Source organism: Bradyrhizobium sp. ISRA430 (assembly GCF_029909975.1).
In the GTDB taxonomy this organism is placed as follows: domain Bacteria; phylum Pseudomonadota; class Alphaproteobacteria; order Rhizobiales; family Xanthobacteraceae; genus Bradyrhizobium.
The window spans coordinates 3,412,690-3,431,319 of record NZ_CP094516.1; the positions used below are offsets into that span (position 1 = coordinate 3,412,690).

The 18,630-nt window shown below is 63.3% G+C and carries 16 protein-coding genes; 9 read left to right on the forward strand and 7 right to left on the reverse strand.

The features are described from left to right. Nucleotides 1-23: 23 nt before the first annotated feature. Entirely contained in the window at nucleotides 24-941 is a 918-nt protein-coding gene (locus MTX21_RS16355) for a LysR family transcriptional regulator (protein WP_280965805.1), read from the reverse strand. A 165-nt stretch (nucleotides 942-1,106) separates the two neighbouring features. On the opposite strand from MTX21_RS16355, the gene MTX21_RS16360 reads away from it, so the two are divergent. Both MTX21_RS16360 and MTX21_RS16365 read left to right on the forward strand, forming a co-directional pair. Then, nucleotides 1,107-2,405 (forward strand): MFS transporter, encoded by a 1,299-nt coding sequence (locus tag MTX21_RS16360; RefSeq protein ID WP_280965806.1) that lies wholly within the window; start codon nucleotides 1,107-1,109, stop codon nucleotides 2,403-2,405. Nucleotides 2,406-2,426: 21 nt separating this feature from the next. Continuing rightward, a complete protein-coding gene (locus MTX21_RS16365; RefSeq protein WP_280965807.1) occupies nucleotides 2,427-3,500 on the forward strand; it encodes a tartrate dehydrogenase in 1,074 nt (357 codons plus the stop codon). Nucleotides 3,501-3,595: 95 nt separating this feature from the next. Here MTX21_RS16365 and MTX21_RS16370 read toward each other — a convergent pair whose 3' ends face one another. From MTX21_RS16370 to MTX21_RS16380, 3 genes are all read right to left on the reverse strand, one after another. Continuing rightward, complete coding sequence (locus MTX21_RS16370) at nucleotides 3,596-3,838, reverse strand: PilZ domain-containing protein (RefSeq protein ID WP_280965808.1); 243 nt, start codon at nucleotides 3,836-3,838, stop codon at nucleotides 3,596-3,598. Nucleotides 3,839-4,070: 232 nt separating this feature from the next. Beyond that, a complete protein-coding gene (locus tag MTX21_RS16375) occupies nucleotides 4,071-4,925 on the reverse strand; it encodes a tetratricopeptide repeat protein (RefSeq protein ID WP_280965809.1) in 855 nt (284 codons plus the stop codon). Nucleotides 4,926-4,973: 48 nt separating this feature from the next. After that, the gene (locus MTX21_RS16380; protein ID WP_280965810.1) at nucleotides 4,974-5,435 is read right to left on the reverse strand and encodes a FecR family protein; all 462 of its coding nucleotides are present in this window, start codon (nucleotides 5,433-5,435) and stop codon (nucleotides 4,974-4,976) included. Nucleotides 5,436-6,043: 608 nt separating this feature from the next. On the opposite strand from MTX21_RS16380, the gene MTX21_RS16385 reads away from it, so the two are divergent. Then, nucleotides 6,044-10,129 carry a VCBS domain-containing protein gene (locus MTX21_RS16385; protein ID WP_280965811.1) on the forward strand — a complete coding sequence of 1,362 codons (4,086 nt, stop codon included), beginning with the start codon at nucleotides 6,044-6,046 and terminating at the stop codon, nucleotides 10,127-10,129. On the opposite strand, the gene MTX21_RS16390 is transcribed toward MTX21_RS16385, so the two are convergent. Together MTX21_RS16390 and MTX21_RS16395 are read right to left on the reverse strand one after the other, a co-directional pair. Beyond that, entirely contained in the window at nucleotides 10,119-11,081 is a 963-nt protein-coding gene (locus MTX21_RS16390; RefSeq protein WP_280965812.1) for a LysM peptidoglycan-binding domain-containing protein, read from the reverse strand. The genes MTX21_RS16385 and MTX21_RS16390 overlap by 11 nt on opposite strands. A gap of 163 nt (nucleotides 11,082-11,244) precedes the next feature. After that, a complete protein-coding gene (locus MTX21_RS16395) occupies nucleotides 11,245-11,868 on the reverse strand; it encodes an ABATE domain-containing protein (RefSeq protein ID WP_280965813.1) in 624 nt (207 codons plus the stop codon). A gap of 248 nt (nucleotides 11,869-12,116) precedes the next feature. Between MTX21_RS16395 and MTX21_RS16400 the strand changes: the two genes are divergently transcribed. Then, complete coding sequence (locus MTX21_RS16400) at nucleotides 12,117-12,968, forward strand: alpha/beta hydrolase (RefSeq protein WP_280965814.1); 852 nt, start codon at nucleotides 12,117-12,119, stop codon at nucleotides 12,966-12,968. Between the two features lie 14 nt (nucleotides 12,969-12,982). Beyond that, nucleotides 12,983-13,585, forward strand: a complete 603-nt coding sequence (locus MTX21_RS16405) for a TMEM175 family protein (protein ID WP_280965815.1) — start codon at nucleotides 12,983-12,985, stop codon at nucleotides 13,583-13,585. A gap of 110 nt (nucleotides 13,586-13,695) precedes the next feature. On the opposite strand, the gene MTX21_RS16410 is transcribed toward MTX21_RS16405, so the two are convergent. After that, nucleotides 13,696-14,412, reverse strand: a complete 717-nt coding sequence (locus tag MTX21_RS16410; RefSeq protein ID WP_280965816.1) for a hypothetical protein — start codon at nucleotides 14,410-14,412, stop codon at nucleotides 13,696-13,698. Nucleotides 14,413-14,685: 273 nt separating this feature from the next. On the opposite strand from MTX21_RS16410, the gene MTX21_RS16415 reads away from it, so the two are divergent. The 4 genes from MTX21_RS16415 (at nucleotide 14,686) to MTX21_RS16430 (ending at nucleotide 18,559) form a co-directional block, all read left to right on the forward strand. After that, nucleotides 14,686-15,609 (forward strand): ABC transporter ATP-binding protein, encoded by a 924-nt coding sequence (locus MTX21_RS16415; protein ID WP_280965817.1) that lies wholly within the window; start codon nucleotides 14,686-14,688, stop codon nucleotides 15,607-15,609. Beyond that, complete coding sequence (locus MTX21_RS16420) at nucleotides 15,606-16,367, forward strand: ABC transporter permease (protein ID WP_280965818.1); 762 nt, start codon at nucleotides 15,606-15,608, stop codon at nucleotides 16,365-16,367. The genes MTX21_RS16415 and MTX21_RS16420 overlap by 4 nt, the downstream gene beginning before the upstream one ends. A 257-nt stretch (nucleotides 16,368-16,624) precedes the next feature. Next, nucleotides 16,625-17,413, forward strand: a complete 789-nt coding sequence (locus tag MTX21_RS16425) for a L,D-transpeptidase (RefSeq protein ID WP_280965819.1) — start codon at nucleotides 16,625-16,627, stop codon at nucleotides 17,411-17,413. 153 nt (nucleotides 17,414-17,566) lie between these two features. Further along, a complete protein-coding gene (locus tag MTX21_RS16430; RefSeq protein ID WP_280965820.1) occupies nucleotides 17,567-18,559 on the forward strand; it encodes a glycerophosphodiester phosphodiesterase in 993 nt (330 codons plus the stop codon). Nucleotides 18,560-18,630: the final 71 nt, after the last annotated feature.

Here is an 18,630-nt window from a genome sequence, read left to right on the forward strand (position 1 = left end):
CACCAAGCCGAAGTCATAGCTCCTCAGGCCTCCCGCGCATAGCTGCGCAGGCGTGCCTCAAGCACCGCCAGCATCGCATCGCGCGCGGGATCGCGCGAGCCACGCAGCCATGCGGCCGCGAGCGGCAGCCGGCCGACGGGGCCGCTCTGCCGCGGCCGCAGCGGCACGAAACGCACGCCCGACACCGCCATCCGCGTCGTCCAGCGCGGCACGATGGCGACGCCAAGGCGGGTTGCCACCAGGTTGATGATGGTCTGCTTCTCGTCGGCGACCTGCGCGATCCGCGGTGTCAGGCCAGCCTGCTCGAACAGTTTCATCGTGAGATCGTAACTGTGCGGCCGCGAGCGGCGGTCCGGTACCAGCATCGGCTCGTCGGCGATCTCGGACAGCGCAATCGACTTGCGCCCGGCGAGCGCGTGCCGCTGCGGGAATGCGACGATCGCTGTCTCCTGGAGGAGATGGCGGAATTCGAGCCGCTTGTCCGGCCGGTCGGGCGGCCGGACAAAGGCGAGGTCGAGTGCGCCGGTCAAAATCTTCGGCAGCAGCCGGACGGTCTTGTCTTCGAGCAACTGTACCGCGACCTCCGGATGCTTAGCGCGAAAGTCGCGCAACAGCGGCGGCAGCAGTCCGGCCGCGGCGCTGTCGATGGCACCGACCCGCAGCCGCCGCGCGGTCCGTTCGCGCGAGCGGTTGCGCAAACTGCTCTCGACGGCCTCGACGCGCGCGAGGATGGCACGCGCGTCGCGCAGCAGGCTTGCGCCGTCCTCGGTGAGCGACACCGCACGCGTGGTCCGGGCGAACAGCCGCGTTCCCAGATCCTCCTCGAGCAGCCTGATCTGGCGACCGAGCGCAGAAGGCAGCATCTGGAGATGCTGCGCCGCCCTGCCGAAATGAAGCTGCTCCGCCGCCGCCACGAAGCATCGAAGCTGATGCAATTCCATTCGCCGGTCCGTGCTCCCGATTCCCCTCGCCTGATCGGATTATATCATTTTTTTGTATAAACCAGCGTCAATTGAGTCCGCCGCTTGCCTCCGCCTAGGCTCACTGCCGGCGTGGACCATGGGTCCGCCAGCATAACCATAATTCTGCATCTCAAGGAGGCCAGGGTGGCGAGCGAGCTTCAGACGCGCGTGCTGCGCAAGATCACGTTGCGCATCGTTCCCTTCATCATGCTGCTCTACTTCGTGGCCTTCATCGACCGCGTCAATATCGGCTTCGCCTCGCTGACGATGAACAAGGACATCGGGCTGTCGCCGGCGGTCTACGGCTTCGGCGCCGGCATCTTCTTCTGGGGCTATTTCCTGTTCGAAGTGCCCTCCAACATCATCCTGCACCGGGTCGGCGCGCGGATCTGGATCGCGCGGGTGATGATCACCTGGGGGCTGGTGTCGGCCGCGATGGCCTTCGTACAGGGTGCGACGAGCTTCTACGTGCTGCGCTTCCTGCTCGGCGTCGCCGAAGCCGGCTTCTTTCCCGGTATCATCCTCTATCTCTCCTACTGGTTCCCGGCGCGCCAGCGCGCCGCAGTGACCGCGCTGTTCATGGCTGCCGCGCCGCTCTCGACCGTGCTGGGATCGCCGATCTCCGGCGCGCTCTTGGAGATGGACGGTCTGCTCGGCTTCAAGGGCTGGCAATGGCTGTTCGTGCTGGAGGCACTGCCCGCGGTGCTACTCGGCTGCGTCGTGCTGGTGTTCCTGACCGACCGCCCGGAGAAGGCAAAATGGCTCGCGGACGACGAGCGCCGGTGGCTGGTCGAGGCCATGAATGCGGAGACCACGAGCAAGGCCGCGACCGCAAGCCACAGCGTCTGGCGCGGGCTCGCCGACCCCCGCGTGCTGGCGCTGTCGCTGATCTATTTCGGCACCTCGGCCGGCCTCTACACGCTCGGCGTCTGGGCGCCGCAGATCATCAAGCAGTTCGGCCTGTCCTCGCTCCAGGTCGGCTTCCTCAACGCGGTGCCGGCGACCGCCGCCGTCGTCGCCATGATCCTGTGGGCGCGGCATTCGGACCGGACCGGCGAACGCACCTGGCACGTCGTATGGGCCTGCCTGCTCGCTGCTGCTGGCCTCGCCTTCGCCGGCCTTGCGACCGGCGTCGCCACGGTGCTGATCGCGCTGGCGCTGGTCAATATCGGCATCTCCTCGGCAAAGCCGCCGCTCTGGAGCATGCCGACGATGTTCCTGTCCGGCTCGGCGGCCGCGGCCGGCATCGCCACCATCAACTCGATCGGCAATCTCGGCGGTTTCGTCGGGCCCGCCATGATCGGCTGGATCAAGGACCAGACCGGCAGTTTCGTCGGCGGGCTCTACTTCGTCGGCGGGCTGCTCGTTCTCTCCGCCGTGCTCACCCTTCTATTGTCGCGCGCACAAGCCGCACGCGTCGAACCCGTCACGCAATCCCACTGATCATCCAAACGGAGTATTCCCATGCGCACCCATTCGATTGCAGCAATCCCCGCTGACGGGATCGGCCCTGAGGTCATCTCCGCCGGCCTCCGCGTGCTGGAGGCGCTGGCAAAACGCGGCGGCGACCTCGCCTTCAACGTCAAGACCTTCGACTGGGGCTCGGACTATTACAAGAAGCACGGCGTGATGATGCCGGCCGACGGCCTCACTGAACTCAAGAAGTTCGACGCGATCTATTTCGGCGCGGTCGGCGCGCCCGACGTGCCCGATCACATCACGCTGTGGGGCCTGCGCCTGCCGATCTGCCAGGGCTTCGACCAGTACGCCAATGTGCGGCCGACCAAGATCCTGCCCGGTGTCGCCTCGCCGCTGCGCAATGTCGGCGTCGGCGATCTCGACTGGGTGATCGTGCGCGAGAATTCGGAAGGCGAATATGCCGGCATGGGCGGCCGCGCTCACAAGGGCCTGCCCGAGGAGGTCGGCACCGAAGTCGCGGTGTTCACCCGCGTCGGCGTCACCCGCATCATGCGCTATGCGTTCCAGCTCGCGCAGTCGCGTCCGCGCAAGCTGCTCACGGTGGTGACCAAGTCGAACGCGCAGCGCCACGGCATGGTGATGTGGGACGAGATCGCCGCCGAGGTGGCAGGCGAATTCCCCGACGTCACCTGGGACAAGGTGCTGGTCGACGCCATGACCGTGCGCATGACGCTGCATCCGAAGAGCCTCGACACCATCGTGGCGACCAATCTCCACGCCGACATCCTCTCGGACCTCGCCGGCGCGCTCGCCGGCAGCCTCGGCGTGGCGCCGACCGGCAACATCGATCCGCAGCGCCGCTTTCCCTCGATGTTCGAGCCGATCCACGGCTCGGCCTTCGACATCACCGGCAAGGGCATCGCCAACCCCGTGGCGACGTTTTGGACCGGTGCACAGATGCTCGAGCATCTCGGCGAGAAGGATGCCGCGGGCCGGCTGATGGCCGCCGTCGAGCGCGTCTGCGCCGCCGGTGTGCTGACGCCGGATGTCGGCGGCAAGGCGACGACCAAGGAGGTGACCGACGCCGTCATCGACGCGATCCACGGCTCGAACGTCTAGCAGGCTCAGAAGAGCGGGCGACCGGAGAACTCAGAACACCTCTCCCGTAGGGAGAGGTGGAACACGGAGAGCCGCGAGCATAATTTCATCACGCTTTAGTCCACGAACTCGACGCCAATGCGATTTCCGCTGGACCAGATCACGCGACAATCTCTGATGATGCGATCTCTCTCCAGCATCAACTTGAAGCGGGGTCTGACATAGAGCCTGTCGGGCATCTCGATGGCGGCGCCATGATCGGACAGATTGACCACGTGGCATCGCATGCTGGATCCATCGCCGGCGATATAGGCAGTCTCGATAACCGGCGTGCGCTGCTGTCTGCGTCGCTCTTCCACGGCTACGTCCCGCCCATTACCCAATACGACACGAGGTATTTCGTTACTTACAAAATTGACCGCCCGGGGGGCGCTCGAGGACCGGCACTGGAGACAAATCCAGCCGGCCCCGGCCTGCCCGAAGAACACGCGGATGAATTGCGTGTCGGCATCAATGATGCGCGCGAAACATTCAGAAAGCGCTAAAGGCTCCCGCGAGGCGCGACGACCTCAGTCGTCCCCCGACCTGGCCTCACTGCACGCCATAGCGGGCGAAGTCGTCGCCGACCTTGGCCTCGATCATCTTCGCGGCCGCGAGGTCGCTGTCGCCACCCGCTTTGTCACCCTGCCTGAGCTTGGCAAGCCCGCGTCCGTAAAGCGCGCTTGCCAGTTTTGGCTCGACGCGCAACGCCGAATTGTAATCATCGATGGCGGCGGCGGCTCGACCCATCTTCAAATGGATCAGCGCACGCGAGTCGTATGCCGCGGCGTTGTTCGAATCCGCCTGAAGCACCCTGTTGCAGTCGTCGAGCCCGGCCGCCAGATCGCCGAGGATGGCTCGGGTCCAGCAACGTCCGCTCCAGGCAAGCGTCGAATTGGGGTCGAGACGAATGGCCTCGTCGAAATCCCGCGCGGCACGATCATACCGGCCCATTTTCAGGTAGGCTTCCGCGCGATTGGCGAAGGCGCTGCCATAGTCCGGGTTGAGCTTGATTGCCTGATCGAACGCCTTGACCGCGTCGTCATAGGCACCCTTCCTCAAATAGGCCACGCCGCGGTTGTTCACCGGCTTGACGTAGCCTGAAGCGAGCTCGATCGCCTGATCGAAATCCCTGATCGCACGGTCGTACTCCGCCGTCGCGATGTAAGCATTGCCACGATTGTTGTACGCCACAGCGAGCGCGTCCGGCTTGGCATCACCCGAACTGATGAGCACCGTACAGCCGACAATACGGGCCTGAAGCGGGATGCGGTCCGCGCCGTTGCACTGCTCGATACTCTTGAGGTGGCTATTCTTCTGCAGCTCTTGCGCCATCGCCGGTGAACTGAGCAGCAGCAGAACGAGACCGGACGCGACGCTGTCGATGATAGCGAGCCTTGTCGTCATGTCCCTGTCAGGCCCCAGTGGAAATGAACGGAGCACCGCAAAATCGCTTCAGCATCCTCGGCAGATGTTCAGCTTGCGATTGACCTCCTCTTCGGGCTGCCGCGTTGTGGTCGTGACCCGCTTCTTGAGCAGTTTGCTCTTGCCCTCCTCGATGAGAGTCGAGAACTTGACGGCACCATCATCCGAAATCTCGATGTGCGGCGTCGTGCCTCGGATTCCCATGGTCGCGACAGGCGTATCGACCTTCATATCGCCCGTCTTGGCGACCTGGCCGGCAATAAACGTGACCGTGCCCTTGGAAACGTTGAAAAACGTCGAATTGGCCTTCCCCGCCGGCTCGTACACGTATTCGTCCAAGGTCATGCGAGCGTTGCTCGACAGATTGAATGACGAACCGTCGGTGAAGTTGATGTTGATCCGGCTGTCGGCCCCGGTTCGCACCACATCACCCAGATAGACGATATCGCCAACCTTGGTTTGAGCGGCCTGATCGGGAAGGTTGGCCTGCACGACGACCGCACCTGCGTGCTCGATCGTGACCGAGCCCGTCGCGGCTACGACCTTGCCGATGGGTTTTAGCGCAACATCCTGGACGCTGGGCTTCGCGGGACTGACTTGCGCCTGAGCAACCAGAACATTCGCGAATGCCCAAACGAAACCAGTCACCAAAGCCGCAATCGTGCGTCTGCACATGACCCGCCCTTTCAGCGAAGATCTCGTTCGCGTGGCCTCTTTGAACCCTGGCTAAGCCAGCACGTCGTGCATCGTCTGCATCTACGACCCAGATCGGTCCTGCCGACCAGTCCCCCAGATGGGGTACCTCTTTTTTGCCTTCGATCTTAGGCCCTGGTCATTTGCCTGGCCATCAAAAGTAGGCCACATTTTGCCCAGCTCAATCGTCAACTGTTTTTGAGATACAATGCACGCTCGCGTCGAGATGTTGCATCTCCCTGAACCTGCTATTCTTTTGACCATACACGTAAAGATCGTTTTGCTTCATCAGACGTTTCGGCGTGCAGGCCCAAGGTTGCCAACGTCAACACATTTCCCCGTGGCGTAGGCAAAACCAACAAGCACCGCGCTGAGCCTGAATTGTACGACAGGCGAGGCTACAGCCAATGTTAGTTGCGTCCGGCGTTGAGGCCAGGGATGGGGTCGCCGCGGTCCTGCCTCACCAGATCATCGGTATCGTTCAGACAGCGATTGGTTACGCCACTCTCACGCGTGACGGCGGCATAGCAACTCAAGTCAGCGTTGGCGACCCAGTCTGTCATTCTGACATAATCGAGGCTGCCGCAGATGGGCAGGTCGGAATTCTGCTTATCGATGACACCGTCTTCAATGTCTCCAGCGGAGCTCGCATCGAGCTGAGCGAATGCGTCTGCCAATCCGACGGCACCGCACGCTCGATCGTGCTGTCGGTCGACAGAGGGAGCTTTGCCTTCGCTGCCGGCCGGTTGGCAGAAAACGGCACTCTGACGGTCGACACGCCCCTTGGAAGCGTTCGCGCCCGCTCCTATTCGAGCGGGTTCGGGATTTTGACGCTTGCCGCGCTGACTTTCTCGATGATGCCGGACGCAAACGCCGCCGACCCGGACGCCACGTTCTTGGATGACGACAAGATCACCTACAAGGACATGCAGCACGGCGTCTTCGAACTCATCACCAAGGAGGCGGTGCCGCGACACATCATCGTTGAGGATCCCGGCGAGACCGTCATCCTGAACAAGATCGGCTCTTCGGTCAGCGTGAGCCAGGTTGCCAACAGCGCTGCGCGAATGGAGGAGTTGCAGGCGGCTCAACAGGACGTGCTCGCCAACCTCACGCACGGGCCAACAGGATCGGGCACACCTCCTTTCGTCGAGTCGCTTCCGGTCGAGCCGATCAATTTTGTTCCGGAGGATGAACCTGCAGCGCCGAACGTGCTTCCGCCTCTGCCGTCTTTCGTCATTCCGATCCTTGCGACCCCCCTCGTACGGCCGCCGCCGACTCTAGCCGTGCCGGCTGGGCCCATCGAAATCGACACCATCACCTTCGACCAGTTCTCGGCGACGACCGGGACTTTCACAGCCAGCAGTGCCGCGATCGGCGCCGTACTGACGTACGGCCTCAGCGGAGGGACATCCGGCAACACGACACTGAACGGCGTGACATACAATCTTTCGCAGACCGGTCCCTACGGCACCCTTTACTTGAACAGCGCATCGGGCGCCTACGCTTTCGTGCCGAACAACGATGCAATCAATGCCCTGCAGTCGCCGACGACCACAGGCTTCGTCATCACGGTTTCGGACGGCTCGCTCTCGGTGAGTCAGACCTTCACGATCGACATCAACGGCGCCAATGACGCGGCCATTATCTCAGGCAACGCCGGTGGCGCGGTGGCGGAGGCAGGCGGTGCCGCCAATGCGGCGCCTGGCACGCCAACGGCAACCGGCACGCTCACGGACACGGACGTCGACAACCCGGCCAACACCTTCACGGCGGTCAGCTCACCGACCAAGAGCACGGGCGGCTACGGCACCTTTACGATGACAACGGCCGGCGCGTGGACCTACAGTGTCGACAACACAAATCATGCGGTGCAGGCTCTGAATGTCGGCGACACCCTGACCGATACCTTTACGGTGACCAGCATCGACGGAACGCCGAAGGTCGTGACGATCACGATCCAGGGCAGCAACGACGCCGCCGTCATCTCAGGCGCCACGGTCGGTTCAGTTGTCGAAGCCAGCAGCGCGTCGCACGGTTCGTCGGTCGCGACGGGTACACTTGTCGATGCGGATGTCGACAATCCCCCCAACACCTTCGTGGCGATTGGCTCGCCGACGGCAAGCGCGGGTGGCTACGGCAGCTTTACGATCACGGCGGACGGCGCGTGGACCTATACGCTCGATAACGCCAACTGCAAGGTGCAGGCGCTCAACATTGGCGACACGCTGACCGACAGCTTCACGGTGAACACGATCGACGGCACCCCACAGGTGGTGACGATCACCATCAACGGCAGCAACGATCCGGCCGTCATTTACGGATGCAAGACCGGCGTAGTGATCGAGGCCGGATGTGTCGCCAATCAGATGCCTGGCCGCCCGACCGCAACCGGCACGCTGACCGACATCGATCCCGACAATCCGCCGAACACTTTCACCGCGGTGAGTTCTCCAAAGCCGAGCGCGGGCGGCTTCGGTACCTTCACGATGACGGCGTCGGGCGTGTGGACCTACACGCTCGACAACAACAACAGCACGGTGCAGGCTCTCAATGTCTGCGATACGCTGACCGACAAATTCACCGTGACGACCATCGACGGTACGCCGCAGGTGGTGACGATCACGATCCGTGGCACGAATGACGCCGCCGTCATCTTTGGTGACACGACAGGCTCGGTGCTCGAAGCCGGCTGCATCTCACCCGGCAAGCCGGTGGCAACCGGCGCTCTCAGCGATACCGACGTCGACAATCCGTCCAACACCTTCACCGCGGTGACCTGCCCCACTGCAAGCGACTGCGGCTACGGCACCTTCACGATGACGGCAGCCGGCGTATGGACCTATACGCTCGACAACAGCAACTGCGTGGTCGACGCCCTCGATGACGGCGATACGCTCACCGACCACTTCACGGTGATGACCATCGATGGCACCAGGCAAGAGGTGACGATCACCATCCATGGCGCCAGCGACGGCGGCCGCAATGATTTCGACAATCTGGCCACAGGGCATTCCCTCGTATCAGATTCCCCGTCCGTCCAGGGAGCTCTTCAAGGCGACAACATCGCCGGTGATGGCAATATAGCCCAGACCGTCTATGGGGACACCGGCGACGAGACCCTTAACGGCACCGGCGTGAATGGCGGATCGAGCAACGATGCGATCAAGGGCAACAACGCGGATGACGTTGTCTACGGCCCTGCACGACACACTATCGACGGCAATACCGACAACGACAGCATCATCGGCCGGCCCGGCGCGGACAAGCTCATCGGCAGCAATGGCAATGACGTCTTCGTTTTTCAGGCGGCCGCAGATTCCAGTGGAGGCCGGTCCGATACCATCAATGGTTTCGTATCGGGATCCGACAAGATCGATTTGACGGCTGTCGGCGCGCTCGGATTCGTGGTCCTGGCATTGAACTCAACACACACGCCTGTGCCGGCGCACACCATCGCCTGGCTTTACAACAGCTCGGCCAATGAAACAGTCGTGTTTGTCAACCCGACCGATCAATCTCTTCATATCGGCGACTCCAGCCTCTTGGAAATTCATCTCCAGGGCATCGCGACCATCGCGTCGTCGGATTTCATCGTGGACTCGAATGCAGCGTCGGCCATAGCTATGGGCGATGCCATTGACCCGACTGCAACGACGCAAGCTGACGCGACCACCGTTACGGTCAGCACGTCCGACGCTCCCGCTGGCACGACGGATGGTAGCGGCGCTGTCGCCTTCGACGGAAGCTCGACCGCTCAGGCAGCCGGCGTGCATCGTGTTCTCAGTGCCGAGCAAGGTCAGGTCGGGTCGAGCGACCATCCCACCTCTTCCAACTCAGACGGAATTGCGAAGCAACCCATCCTGCTGGAGCCGGCGAACGTCTCGCCGTCGACGAACTCCAGCTTTGTCTTCGAGCAAACCGGGACCACCGACAGCAACCATCAAAAGGGGAACGGTCCGGCTGGCACAGGGGTTGGAAGTCATTCGATATTGGATGTTTCTTTCGGTACGCCGAGTGCCTTGCCTGCAGCCGACCAACACGCCGACAGCGGCAAGGCTGCCGAGGCTGATGGCTCTACGAGCGCTCCCGATACGGAGAGCGCGCTTGATCCCGGCCCCTCGAACTGGTTCGAGAACGGCGGCTGCGATCATTGGTTCTCCCGTCAAGCAAACGAACACAGCCATGACCGCGCCGATGCGCCTGGCCTGCTCGAGACGCAACTGCATTCCAAGGCTCATGGAGGGTTCGGTTCAGAAGCAAACCCGCACGAACCACGAAATTCCTTTAACTTCCTCAATCCGGGTTGCGAGAAATCGAGCATCACGTTCGTGAACGAATTCCCAGCGTCGCACCATGATCACGAACATGCGGCGGCCGCTAGGGGACATGACGCGGCGCCAGATCTCGAGGCTTCGTACCCGGACGGCAACGGCCACCACGCAGGCGGTTGGGTCAACCATCCTGTGCCGCACCACGATCTCATCGTGTGACGTTGGTCTTCTTTTGTTGTCCGTCCGGTGTCGCCATGGCGGCGGTCGGATCGACCGGCACCAGATGGCGCGGGACGATGATGGACTGGCCCGGCGTGAGCGGCGCATTTTCCGGCAGCGAATTGCTTTGCGCGATCGACCATAGCGGCACGCGATGGGTCGCGGCGATGCTTTCCATGGTGTCGCCGGAACGCACGGGCAGGCGCACGCCGGAGTCCCAGAGCTCGACGAGCGTATTGGCGGGCACGAGATAGCGCAGCGGCACGGCATCGACCTGGGTCTGCGACGAGATGCGCGGCAACTGCGTCACCATGTCGACGATCTGGCGATGAATGTCGTCCGACTTCTCGATGTTGATGTGCGTGACGCGACTGTTCTCCTTCAGATCGAAGCTCGCATAATGGCCGCGATAGCCCGGCTCGGCGACAACGTCGCCGCCGCCGAGCACACTGTCGGAGAGAAAGATGTTGATGAAGCGCTCGACATTGAGCGGCACGTTGCCGGTCGCATGCGCGGGATCGATGGTGACGACGAGGCTGATCGGGATGTTCTCCTTGGCCGCCATCTCGGAGATGACGATCGAGCACAGCCCGCCCATGGAATGACCGATCAGCACGATCGGGGCCGGCTTGTCCTTGTAATTGGAGATGACCCGGTTGCCGACCATCCGGCAGAGGGTGAATTCATAGACGTCGGCCGAGAAGCCGGCGCTGGTCAATTTCTCACCGAGCCGGTCCATGCCGGTCGAGAAGATCGGGCCCATGGCGCCGCGGAACAGGTAGACCTTTGGCGCGGGCAGCTCCACTGCGGGAGGCGGCGGAGCAGGAGGCGACGGCGCGACCGTCGCAATCGCAGCACGCTTCGGCTTGGCGGGCGAAGCCGCGGCCGCGCCCGCAGTCAAGGCGAGCAGCGCGAGCGCTGCCAGCACAACCATTCGCCTTGGATCAATCATAATTCCACACCACGAGAGGCAGAGGCCTCCCTCGCGGCTTAGTGACCGCCGATTTGGCGGTTTTTGGGGCGCGGAGACGTGCCGAAAGCGCCCACCCTGCCCCGATCCAAGCGCGTGACCGGATCTTACCGAGTGATGCGGCTTTGTGTCAGCCGGTCTGCCGCTACTGCCTGTTCTTGAGGCGACTGCGATGCGCGGCCTGCTTGGCGCGGTTGCCGCAGATCGCCATGCTGCACCACCGCCGCGCGCGCCGGCGGGTGTGGTCGGCAAATAGCATCGTGCAGCTATGCCCCCTGCACGCCTTCACGATGGCGAAATCCTCCTCGCACACGAACTTGGCCAGCGCCTCGCCAATCGGCAGCAGCAGGGATTCCGACGAGCGCCAGCGCCGCGTCATCCGCAGCGCGAGGCCGCGATGGCCGTCGTCATGTCGAGGTTCGATCCGGCTGAACGCTTCGTCGCGCTCCAGCAGGCTGTTCAGCGGACCAAGTTCCTGCAGCGCCTCCGCCGTGAGCGGTGCGCCAGCATGCTTGCGAACGAAAGTCCTGAACCATTCGCGCAAGGCGCGGGCCTGATCGGCGACCTTGTCCAGTTCGCCCGGCATCGCGCGCCCCTTCAGTGCGTCCAGCTCGGCCGTCGGCACCAGCTTGGCCTGCGCCAGCCAGTCGACAAGGCCATCGCCGTTCTCGATCCAGTCGACGGGCGTATCGACCGGCGTCGCGACCGAATTCAGGAAATCGAGGCCGAGCGAGTCGGCAATGAACATGGCGGGCGGTCTGTTTGGCATGCGCGGCTTCCGGCCAGAAGGAGCATCTCATGAGTAACCTGTAAGAATGCTATTGACAAGTTACTAACGCTCTCAATAACCTAGTGACTACCTTTAAACAGGTTACGTGGCAGGAGATGAAAATGGCGCCCACAATCATCGCCGCGGTCATTGCGAGGCGGTCCGCTCCCTGAGCGGCAATTTAGCGCTCTTGCGCGCCGGGCGCCTTCGTGAGGCAGCCCCATCAACTATCCAAAACGGAGGATGTCATGACCCGCACCAGATATCGCACGGCCGACGTCGACGGCTTCAAGGTGTTCTATCGCGAGGCCGGCCCTGCCGGCGCGCCAAAGCTTCTGCTGCTGCACGGTTTCCCGAGTGCGGGCCACATGTTCCGCGACCTGATCCCGCTGCTCGCTGACAAATATCACATCGTCGCGCCCGATCTTCCCGGCTTCGGCCAGTCCGACATGCCGTCCCGCGAGACTTTCCGTTACACCTTCGACAACATCGCGCGCGTGATCGAGCGCTTCACCGAAATCATCGGCTTCGATCGCTTCGCGGTCTACGTGTTCGACTACGGCGCGCCGACGGGCTTTCGGCTTGCGCTGCGCCATCCCGAACGGATCACGGCCATCATCTCGCAGAACGGCAACGCCTATGAAGACGGCCTCAGCGACGGCTGGATTCCGATCAAGGCCTATTGGCAGGATCCCTCGCCGGCCAACCGCGACGCGCTGCGGGCACTCCTCACGCCGGAAATGACGCGCTGGCAGTACACGCACGGCGTTGCCGATGCGACCGCGGTGTCCCCGGATGGCCAGAATCTCGACAATTTCTATCTGGCGCGCCCGGGCTCGGACGACGTGCAGCTCGATCTGTTCGGCGACTACAAGAGCAATGTCGCGCTCTATCCGTCATTTCAAAGCTACTTCCGTACGCACAAGCCGCCGTTCCTGGCGGTCTGGGGCAAGAACGACCCGTTCTTCATCCCGCCAGGCGCCGAGGCCTTCAAGCGCGACAATCCTAACGCCGTGGTCCAGTTCTTCGACACCGGCCATTTCGCACTGGAAACGCATGCGCCCGAGATCGCAAAGAGCATTCGCGATTTTCTGACGTAACGGGAGCGGCGGCCATGGCACATGCGAGACGGAGTCCGGAACGGCTGAGCGCATTCTCGGACGGCGTGTTCGCCGTCCTGATCACGGTGCTGGTGCTCGAGCTTCGTCCGCCGGAAATTCCGACCTTCGCGGCGCTGCTGGCGCTGTGGCCGACCTGGCTTTCCTATGCCGTGAGCTACGTCTTCATCGCGATCGTATGGGCCAATCACCACCATCTGATGCGCTATGCCAGCGAGGCGACGCCGCGGCTGATGTGGTTCAACTTCGCGCATTTGTTCTCGGTGTCGCTCTTGCCGCTCTCCACCGCCTGGATGGCCGTGAGCGAGCTCGCGCCGCAGCCGGTCGCGTTCTACGCCGCGGTGTTCTTCCTGGTGAACGCGACCTATGTCGCTCTGATCTGGGACCTCGTCGGGCGGGCGCCCGCGGGCGAGGTCCCAGCGAGAGAGCGCAGGATCATGCGCATCCGCTCGGTGATCACGCTCGGTGTCTTCGCGGCGGCCGCCGGTGTGGCCCTGCGATTCCCGATCCTCGGGCTCGCAATGTGTTGCTGTTGTCTGCTCGTCTATCTCAAGCCCGAAGCACCGGGAGCCGAGGACGATGCGCGCAGCGAGCGCTGACCGATGTCACGAGAGTGATCACGCACAAAACAAGGCCGCCGTCGACTTGCATGTCGACGGCGGCATCTCGAACTCAGGCCTATAAGAAAGCAGGTCTCGGCTATCGGCCTTCAGTTCCGCGCCGGCGCGGCGGCCGCAGCGGAGCGCGCGGGCCTCGGCGCACCGGGCTCGGCGACCGGTGCAGCCGGCGCGCGCGAGCGCATGATCGCGGCATCGATCTCGGCGATCACGCGGCGCTGGATCGCCTCGTTCTTGTCGATCGTGATGTGACCGACGCCGGTGCCGCGCACGTCGACATTGTCGAGCTTGCCGCGGAAGCCGTTCGCGGCCCGCACCGGCTCGCCGGGACCATCGCCGATATAGATGTTGATGTAGCGCTCGGCGCCGGTCGTCAGCCTGGTCTTGAACACGGAGTCGAGGCCGATCGCGAGCTTCACCGGGACGCCGAGCTGGTTGAGCTTGGCGATCATGTCCGGCAGCGCGGTTGCACCGGAGGAATGCCCGACCAGGATGATGGTCTTGAGCCGGCCGGACTTGTAGGCGGCCGCCGCCTCATCGGCGAGCGAAGACCAGGACACGAAATTGGCGACCGTCACCGGGATGCCCTGCGCCTGGAGGCGGGCACCGATCGTGTCGAGCCCGAGCGAGAAGATGTTGAGCACGCCGCGCAGCAGGTAGACATGCGTCGTCGCGGCCGCCGAGGACGGCGCGGCCTTGGCGGTGGTCGGGCTCATGGCAACAGCGGACAGCAGGAGCAGGCACATCGCCCACACACGGATGGCGGACAACTGGCTGGCGCCGGCTGCGTAACGGCCGTTCGGTCTCATCGATCTTTTCCCTGGGGACACACGCTTCGCGATTGGCCGGAATCGTAGCCATGCCGTGCTCGCAGACGCAACAAAGAGCCGCGTGAGCGACAATCTTAGCCGCAGCGCGTGACTGTTGCGCAACAGTTGCCCGGAACCTGCCCTGGAAGGGCCTGTTTTGAGACCATTTTTCTCCGGGGAATTGCGGCCACGCAAGCGCATTCCTATTTCAGGGCTCCGCTGACCTGCCTCCCCGGCGGGTTCCAGCCTCCTTTCCCCAGCCATCCGGCCGTCATGTCCTCCATTATCTCCGTCGCCAACCTGTCGAAAACCTATGGGTCCGGCTTCAAGGCGCTGAAAAACGTCAATCTCGATATCAAGCGCGGCGAGATCTTCGCCCTGCTCGGTCCCAACGGCGCCGGCAAGACCACGCTGATCTCCATCATCTGCGGCATCGCCAATCCGAGCGAGGGCAAGGTCACCGTCGGCGGCGAGGATATCCAGACCTCCTACCGCAAGGCGCGCTCGCTGATCGGCCTCGTGCCGCAGGAGCTGCACACCGATGCCTTTGAGAGCGTGTGGGCGACCGTGAGCTTCTCCCGCGGCCTGTTCGGCAAGCCGAAGAACCCGGCCCATATCGAGAAGGTTCTGAAGGACCTCTCGCTGTGGGAGAAGAAGGACAACAAGATCCTCACCCTCTCCGGCGGCATGAAGCGGCGTGTGATGATCGCAAAGGCGCTGTCGCACGAGCCGCAAATCCTGTTCCTGGACGAGCCCACCGCCGGCGTCGACGTCGAGCTGCGCAAGGGCATGTGGGAGGTCGTGCGCACCCTTCAGCAATCCGGCGTCACCATCATCCTCACCACGCATTACATCGAGGAAGCCGAAGAGATGGCCGACCGTATCGGCGTCATCAACAAGGGCGAGATCGTGCTGGTCGAGGACAAGGCGACATTGATGCAGAAGCTCGGCAAGAAACGGCTGACGCTGCATCTGCAAGGCAAGCTCGGCGCGCTGCCGGAGAGCCTCAGCCACTACAAGCTCGACCTCTGCGACAGCGGCGCGACGCTGGTCTACGACTACGACACCAAGGGCGAGCGCACCGGCATCACCAGCCTGCTCAGCGACCTGCGCACCGCCGGCATCCGCTTCAACGATCTCGACACGACGCAATCGTCGCTCGAGGACATCTTCGTCGACCTCGTGAGGACGTCATGAACTATCGCGCCATCCGTGCCATCTATCTGTTCGAAATGGCGCGCACCTGGCGCACGCTGCTGCAAAGCATCGTCTCGCCGGTCGTTTCGACCTCGCTCTATTTCGTGGTGTTCGGCGCCGCGATCGGCTCGCGCATCAGCGAGGTCCAGGGTGTGAGCTACGGCACCTTCATCGTGCCGGGCCTCGTGATGCTGTCGGTGCTGACACAGAGCATCGCGAATGCCTCGTTCGGCATCTACTTCCCGAAATTCGTCGGTACGATCTACGAGATCCTGTCGGCGCCGATCTCCTATTTCGAGATCGTGCTCGGCTATGTCGGCGCCGCCGCGACCAAATCGATCATCCTCGGCCTGATCATCCTCGCGACCGCCGGGTTGTTCGTGCCGCTGCACATCCAGCACCCGATCTGGATGCTGGCCTTCCTGGTGCTGACAGCGGTCACCTTCAGCCTGTTCGGCTTCATCATCGGCATCTGGGCCGACGGGTTCGAGAAGCTGCAGATGATCCCGATGCTGGTGGTGACGCCGCTGACTTTCCTCGGCGGCAGCTTCTACTCCGTCAACATGCTGCCGCCGGCCTGGCACACCGTGGCGCTGCTCAACCCCGTGGTCTATCTGATCTCCGGCTTCCGCTGGAGCTTCTACGAGATCGCCGACGTCAGCGTGTCGGTCAGCATGGGCATGACGCTGGCGTTCCTGGTGATCTGTCTTGCCATCATCTGGTGGATCTTCCGCACGGGTTATCGGCTGAAGAATTAGGCTTGTTCAATGCTAGATGCGGCCAAATGGTTGCGCATTTATGACGAATTGTCGTCGAGCTGAATGCGCTGGCCCGCTCGCGAAAATGTCAGCACCGCCGGCAGCGGTATGGCGCAATGTGGCCTTGCTTGCGCCCGGCGCCACGTTAACGATGCATGGGGCAGCCCGCTGGAACCAAAGCCGGATTGCAGGCATAGTGCACGCCGGGGACGGAAAGCTGCGATGCCTGCGTGAACAGGCCGGAGGCCGAGAGTCAGATGCGTTCCTTTTTCATTGTTTTCACTTCCCTGATGCTTTTGAGCGCGGGCACCGCGCAGGCGAAGGTCGCCATCACCATCGACAAGGACAATCAGCAGATGACCGTCGCCGTCGACGGCGTCGAGCGCTACCACTGGCCGGTGTCGACCGGCATCCCCTCGCGCGAGACGCCGAGCGGCGCATTCCGCGCCTTCCGCATGGAAGAGGACCACTACTCCAAGGAATTCGACGACGCGCCGATGCCGCACTCGATCTTCTTCACCAAGATCGGGCACGCCATCCATGGCACCGATTCCGTCAGCCGGCTCGGCACGCCCGCCTCGCATGGCTGCGTGCGGCTGTCGCGCCAGAATGCCTCGACGCTCTATGCGCTCGTGCAGGAGCAGGGCGTGCTCAACACTACGGTGACGCTGACCGGCTCCGCCACGGTTGCGCTCGCGCGCAATCCGCGCGGCCGCAATGCCGTCGCGCGCGCCTCGCAGCCGGCCGGAGATCAGTACACCGCCGCCGGCGAGCCCGTGGATCTGACGCCGCAGGCACCGCCGCGCCGCTACATGCCGCAGGACGACAACTACATCTATCCGGCCGATGGCAGCGACACAGGCGCGCGCTATCCGGCGCCGCGCTCGGCCCGCCAAGTCTACGATACGCAGATCCAGCAGCAGCCGCAGCAGCAGTACTACGGCCAGGGTTACGGCCAAAACTACGGCCAACAGGGCTATTACTATCAGCAGCAGCCCCGCCAGTATTATCAGCCGCGCAGCGGCTACAACTACTATCAGAACTGACGCCATTTGAACGCGGCCTCGCCGCGTTCGACGATTTCCGCGCAGTATCTCCGGCCGCCACCAGAGCGGCGACGCCGTGACGACCGTACAGACTGGGCCGAAGGCGCCAAAAAACGCTGGGATCTCGCCCTTGCTCTTGCCCGGGAAAACATGATGCCATCACGTGCGGTGACCATAGTCGTATTCACGATTCTGTTGGTAGGCCGCGCGATGGCATCTGACTTTTCATTCGACATCGAAGCGCATCGCGGCGGGCGGGCCCTGATGCCGGAGAATACCCTGCCGGCCTTCGCCAATGCGCTGTCGATGGGCGTCGACACGCTGGAGCTCGACGTCGGTGTCACCGCTGACGGCGAGGTCGTTGTGTCGCACGAGCGCGGGCTCAATCCGGACCTTGCGCGCGATGCCAATGGCGCCTACGTCACTACCCCCGACACGCCCTTCGTGAAATTGCGGCTGGAAGAGGTCAAAAGATACGACGTGGGCCGGATCAGGCCGGACAGCGCCTATGCGAGGCAATTCCCCGACCAGCACGCCGTGCCCGGCACGCGCATTCCCACGCTGAAGGAGGTCTTCGCGCTGGTGCGCAAATCGGGCAACGGCCGCGTGCGCTTCAACATCGAGACCAAGATCGATCCGGACCATCCGGACGAGTCGCTGGGTCCGCAGGCCTTCGTCAGCAGGCTGCTCGGGCTGATCGCGACCGAGGGATTTTCCGACCGTGTCATGATCCAGTCGTTCGACTGGCGGACCTTGCAGCTCGTCCAGCAGCAGGCGCCCAGGATTCCGACCGTCTATCTCACGCTTCAGCGCGGCTCCGCGCCGACCGTCGCGCTCGACAAGGCAACGAGCTGGACGGCGGGCTTCAGTCCTGCCGATCATGCCGGCTCGCTACCGCGGACCATCAAGGCTGCGGGCGGGGCGATCTGGTCGCCCTATTTCGGCGACGTAACTGCGGCGCTGATCACTGAGGCCCACGCGCTCGGCTTGCGGGTCGTGGTGTGGACGGTCAACAAGCCCGAGGACATCGCGGGAATGATCGAGATCGGCGTCGACGGCATCATCTCGGATCGTCCCGACCTGTTGCGACGGGTGGCCGGCGAGAAGGGCATTGCGCTGCCGGCGGGGACGCCGGTCGAGCCGTAAGTCTCAAACGATCTCGTGTCCCGGACGCGGCCCGGCATGCCGGGCGATGCGAAGCATCGTCCCGTATGACG

Bases quoted from the DNA above. Each gene is read 5' to 3' on its own strand.
- MTX21_RS16355 (WP_280965805.1), bottom strand. From the start codon at position 941: ATGGAATTGCATCAGCTTCGATGCTTCGTGGCGGCGGCGGAGCAGCTT.
- MTX21_RS16365 (WP_280965807.1), top strand. From the start codon at position 2,427: ATGCGCACCCATTCGATTGCAGCAATCCCCGCTGACGGGATCGGCCCT.
- MTX21_RS16375 (WP_280965809.1), bottom strand. From the start codon at position 4,925: ATGACGACAAGGCTCGCTATCATCGACAGCGTCGCGTCCGGTCTCGTT.
- MTX21_RS16385 (WP_280965811.1), top strand. From the start codon at position 6,044: ATGTTAGTTGCGTCCGGCGTTGAGGCCAGGGATGGGGTCGCCGCGGTC.
- MTX21_RS16390 (WP_280965812.1), bottom strand. From the start codon at position 11,081: ATGATTGATCCAAGGCGAATGGTTGTGCTGGCAGCGCTCGCGCTGCTC.
- MTX21_RS16395 (WP_280965813.1), bottom strand. From the start codon at position 11,868: ATGCCAAACAGACCGCCCGCCATGTTCATTGCCGACTCGCTCGGCCTC.
- MTX21_RS16400 (WP_280965814.1), top strand. From the start codon at position 12,117: ATGACCCGCACCAGATATCGCACGGCCGACGTCGACGGCTTCAAGGTG.
- MTX21_RS16405 (WP_280965815.1), top strand. From the start codon at position 12,983: ATGGCACATGCGAGACGGAGTCCGGAACGGCTGAGCGCATTCTCGGAC.
- MTX21_RS16410 (WP_280965816.1), bottom strand. From the start codon at position 14,412: ATGAGACCGAACGGCCGTTACGCAGCCGGCGCCAGCCAGTTGTCCGCC.
- MTX21_RS16415 (WP_280965817.1), top strand. From the start codon at position 14,686: ATGTCCTCCATTATCTCCGTCGCCAACCTGTCGAAAACCTATGGGTCC.
- MTX21_RS16420 (WP_280965818.1), top strand. From the start codon at position 15,606: ATGAACTATCGCGCCATCCGTGCCATCTATCTGTTCGAAATGGCGCGC.
- MTX21_RS16425 (WP_280965819.1), top strand. From the start codon at position 16,625: ATGCGTTCCTTTTTCATTGTTTTCACTTCCCTGATGCTTTTGAGCGCG.
- MTX21_RS16430 (WP_280965820.1), top strand. From the start codon at position 17,567: ATGCCATCACGTGCGGTGACCATAGTCGTATTCACGATTCTGTTGGTA.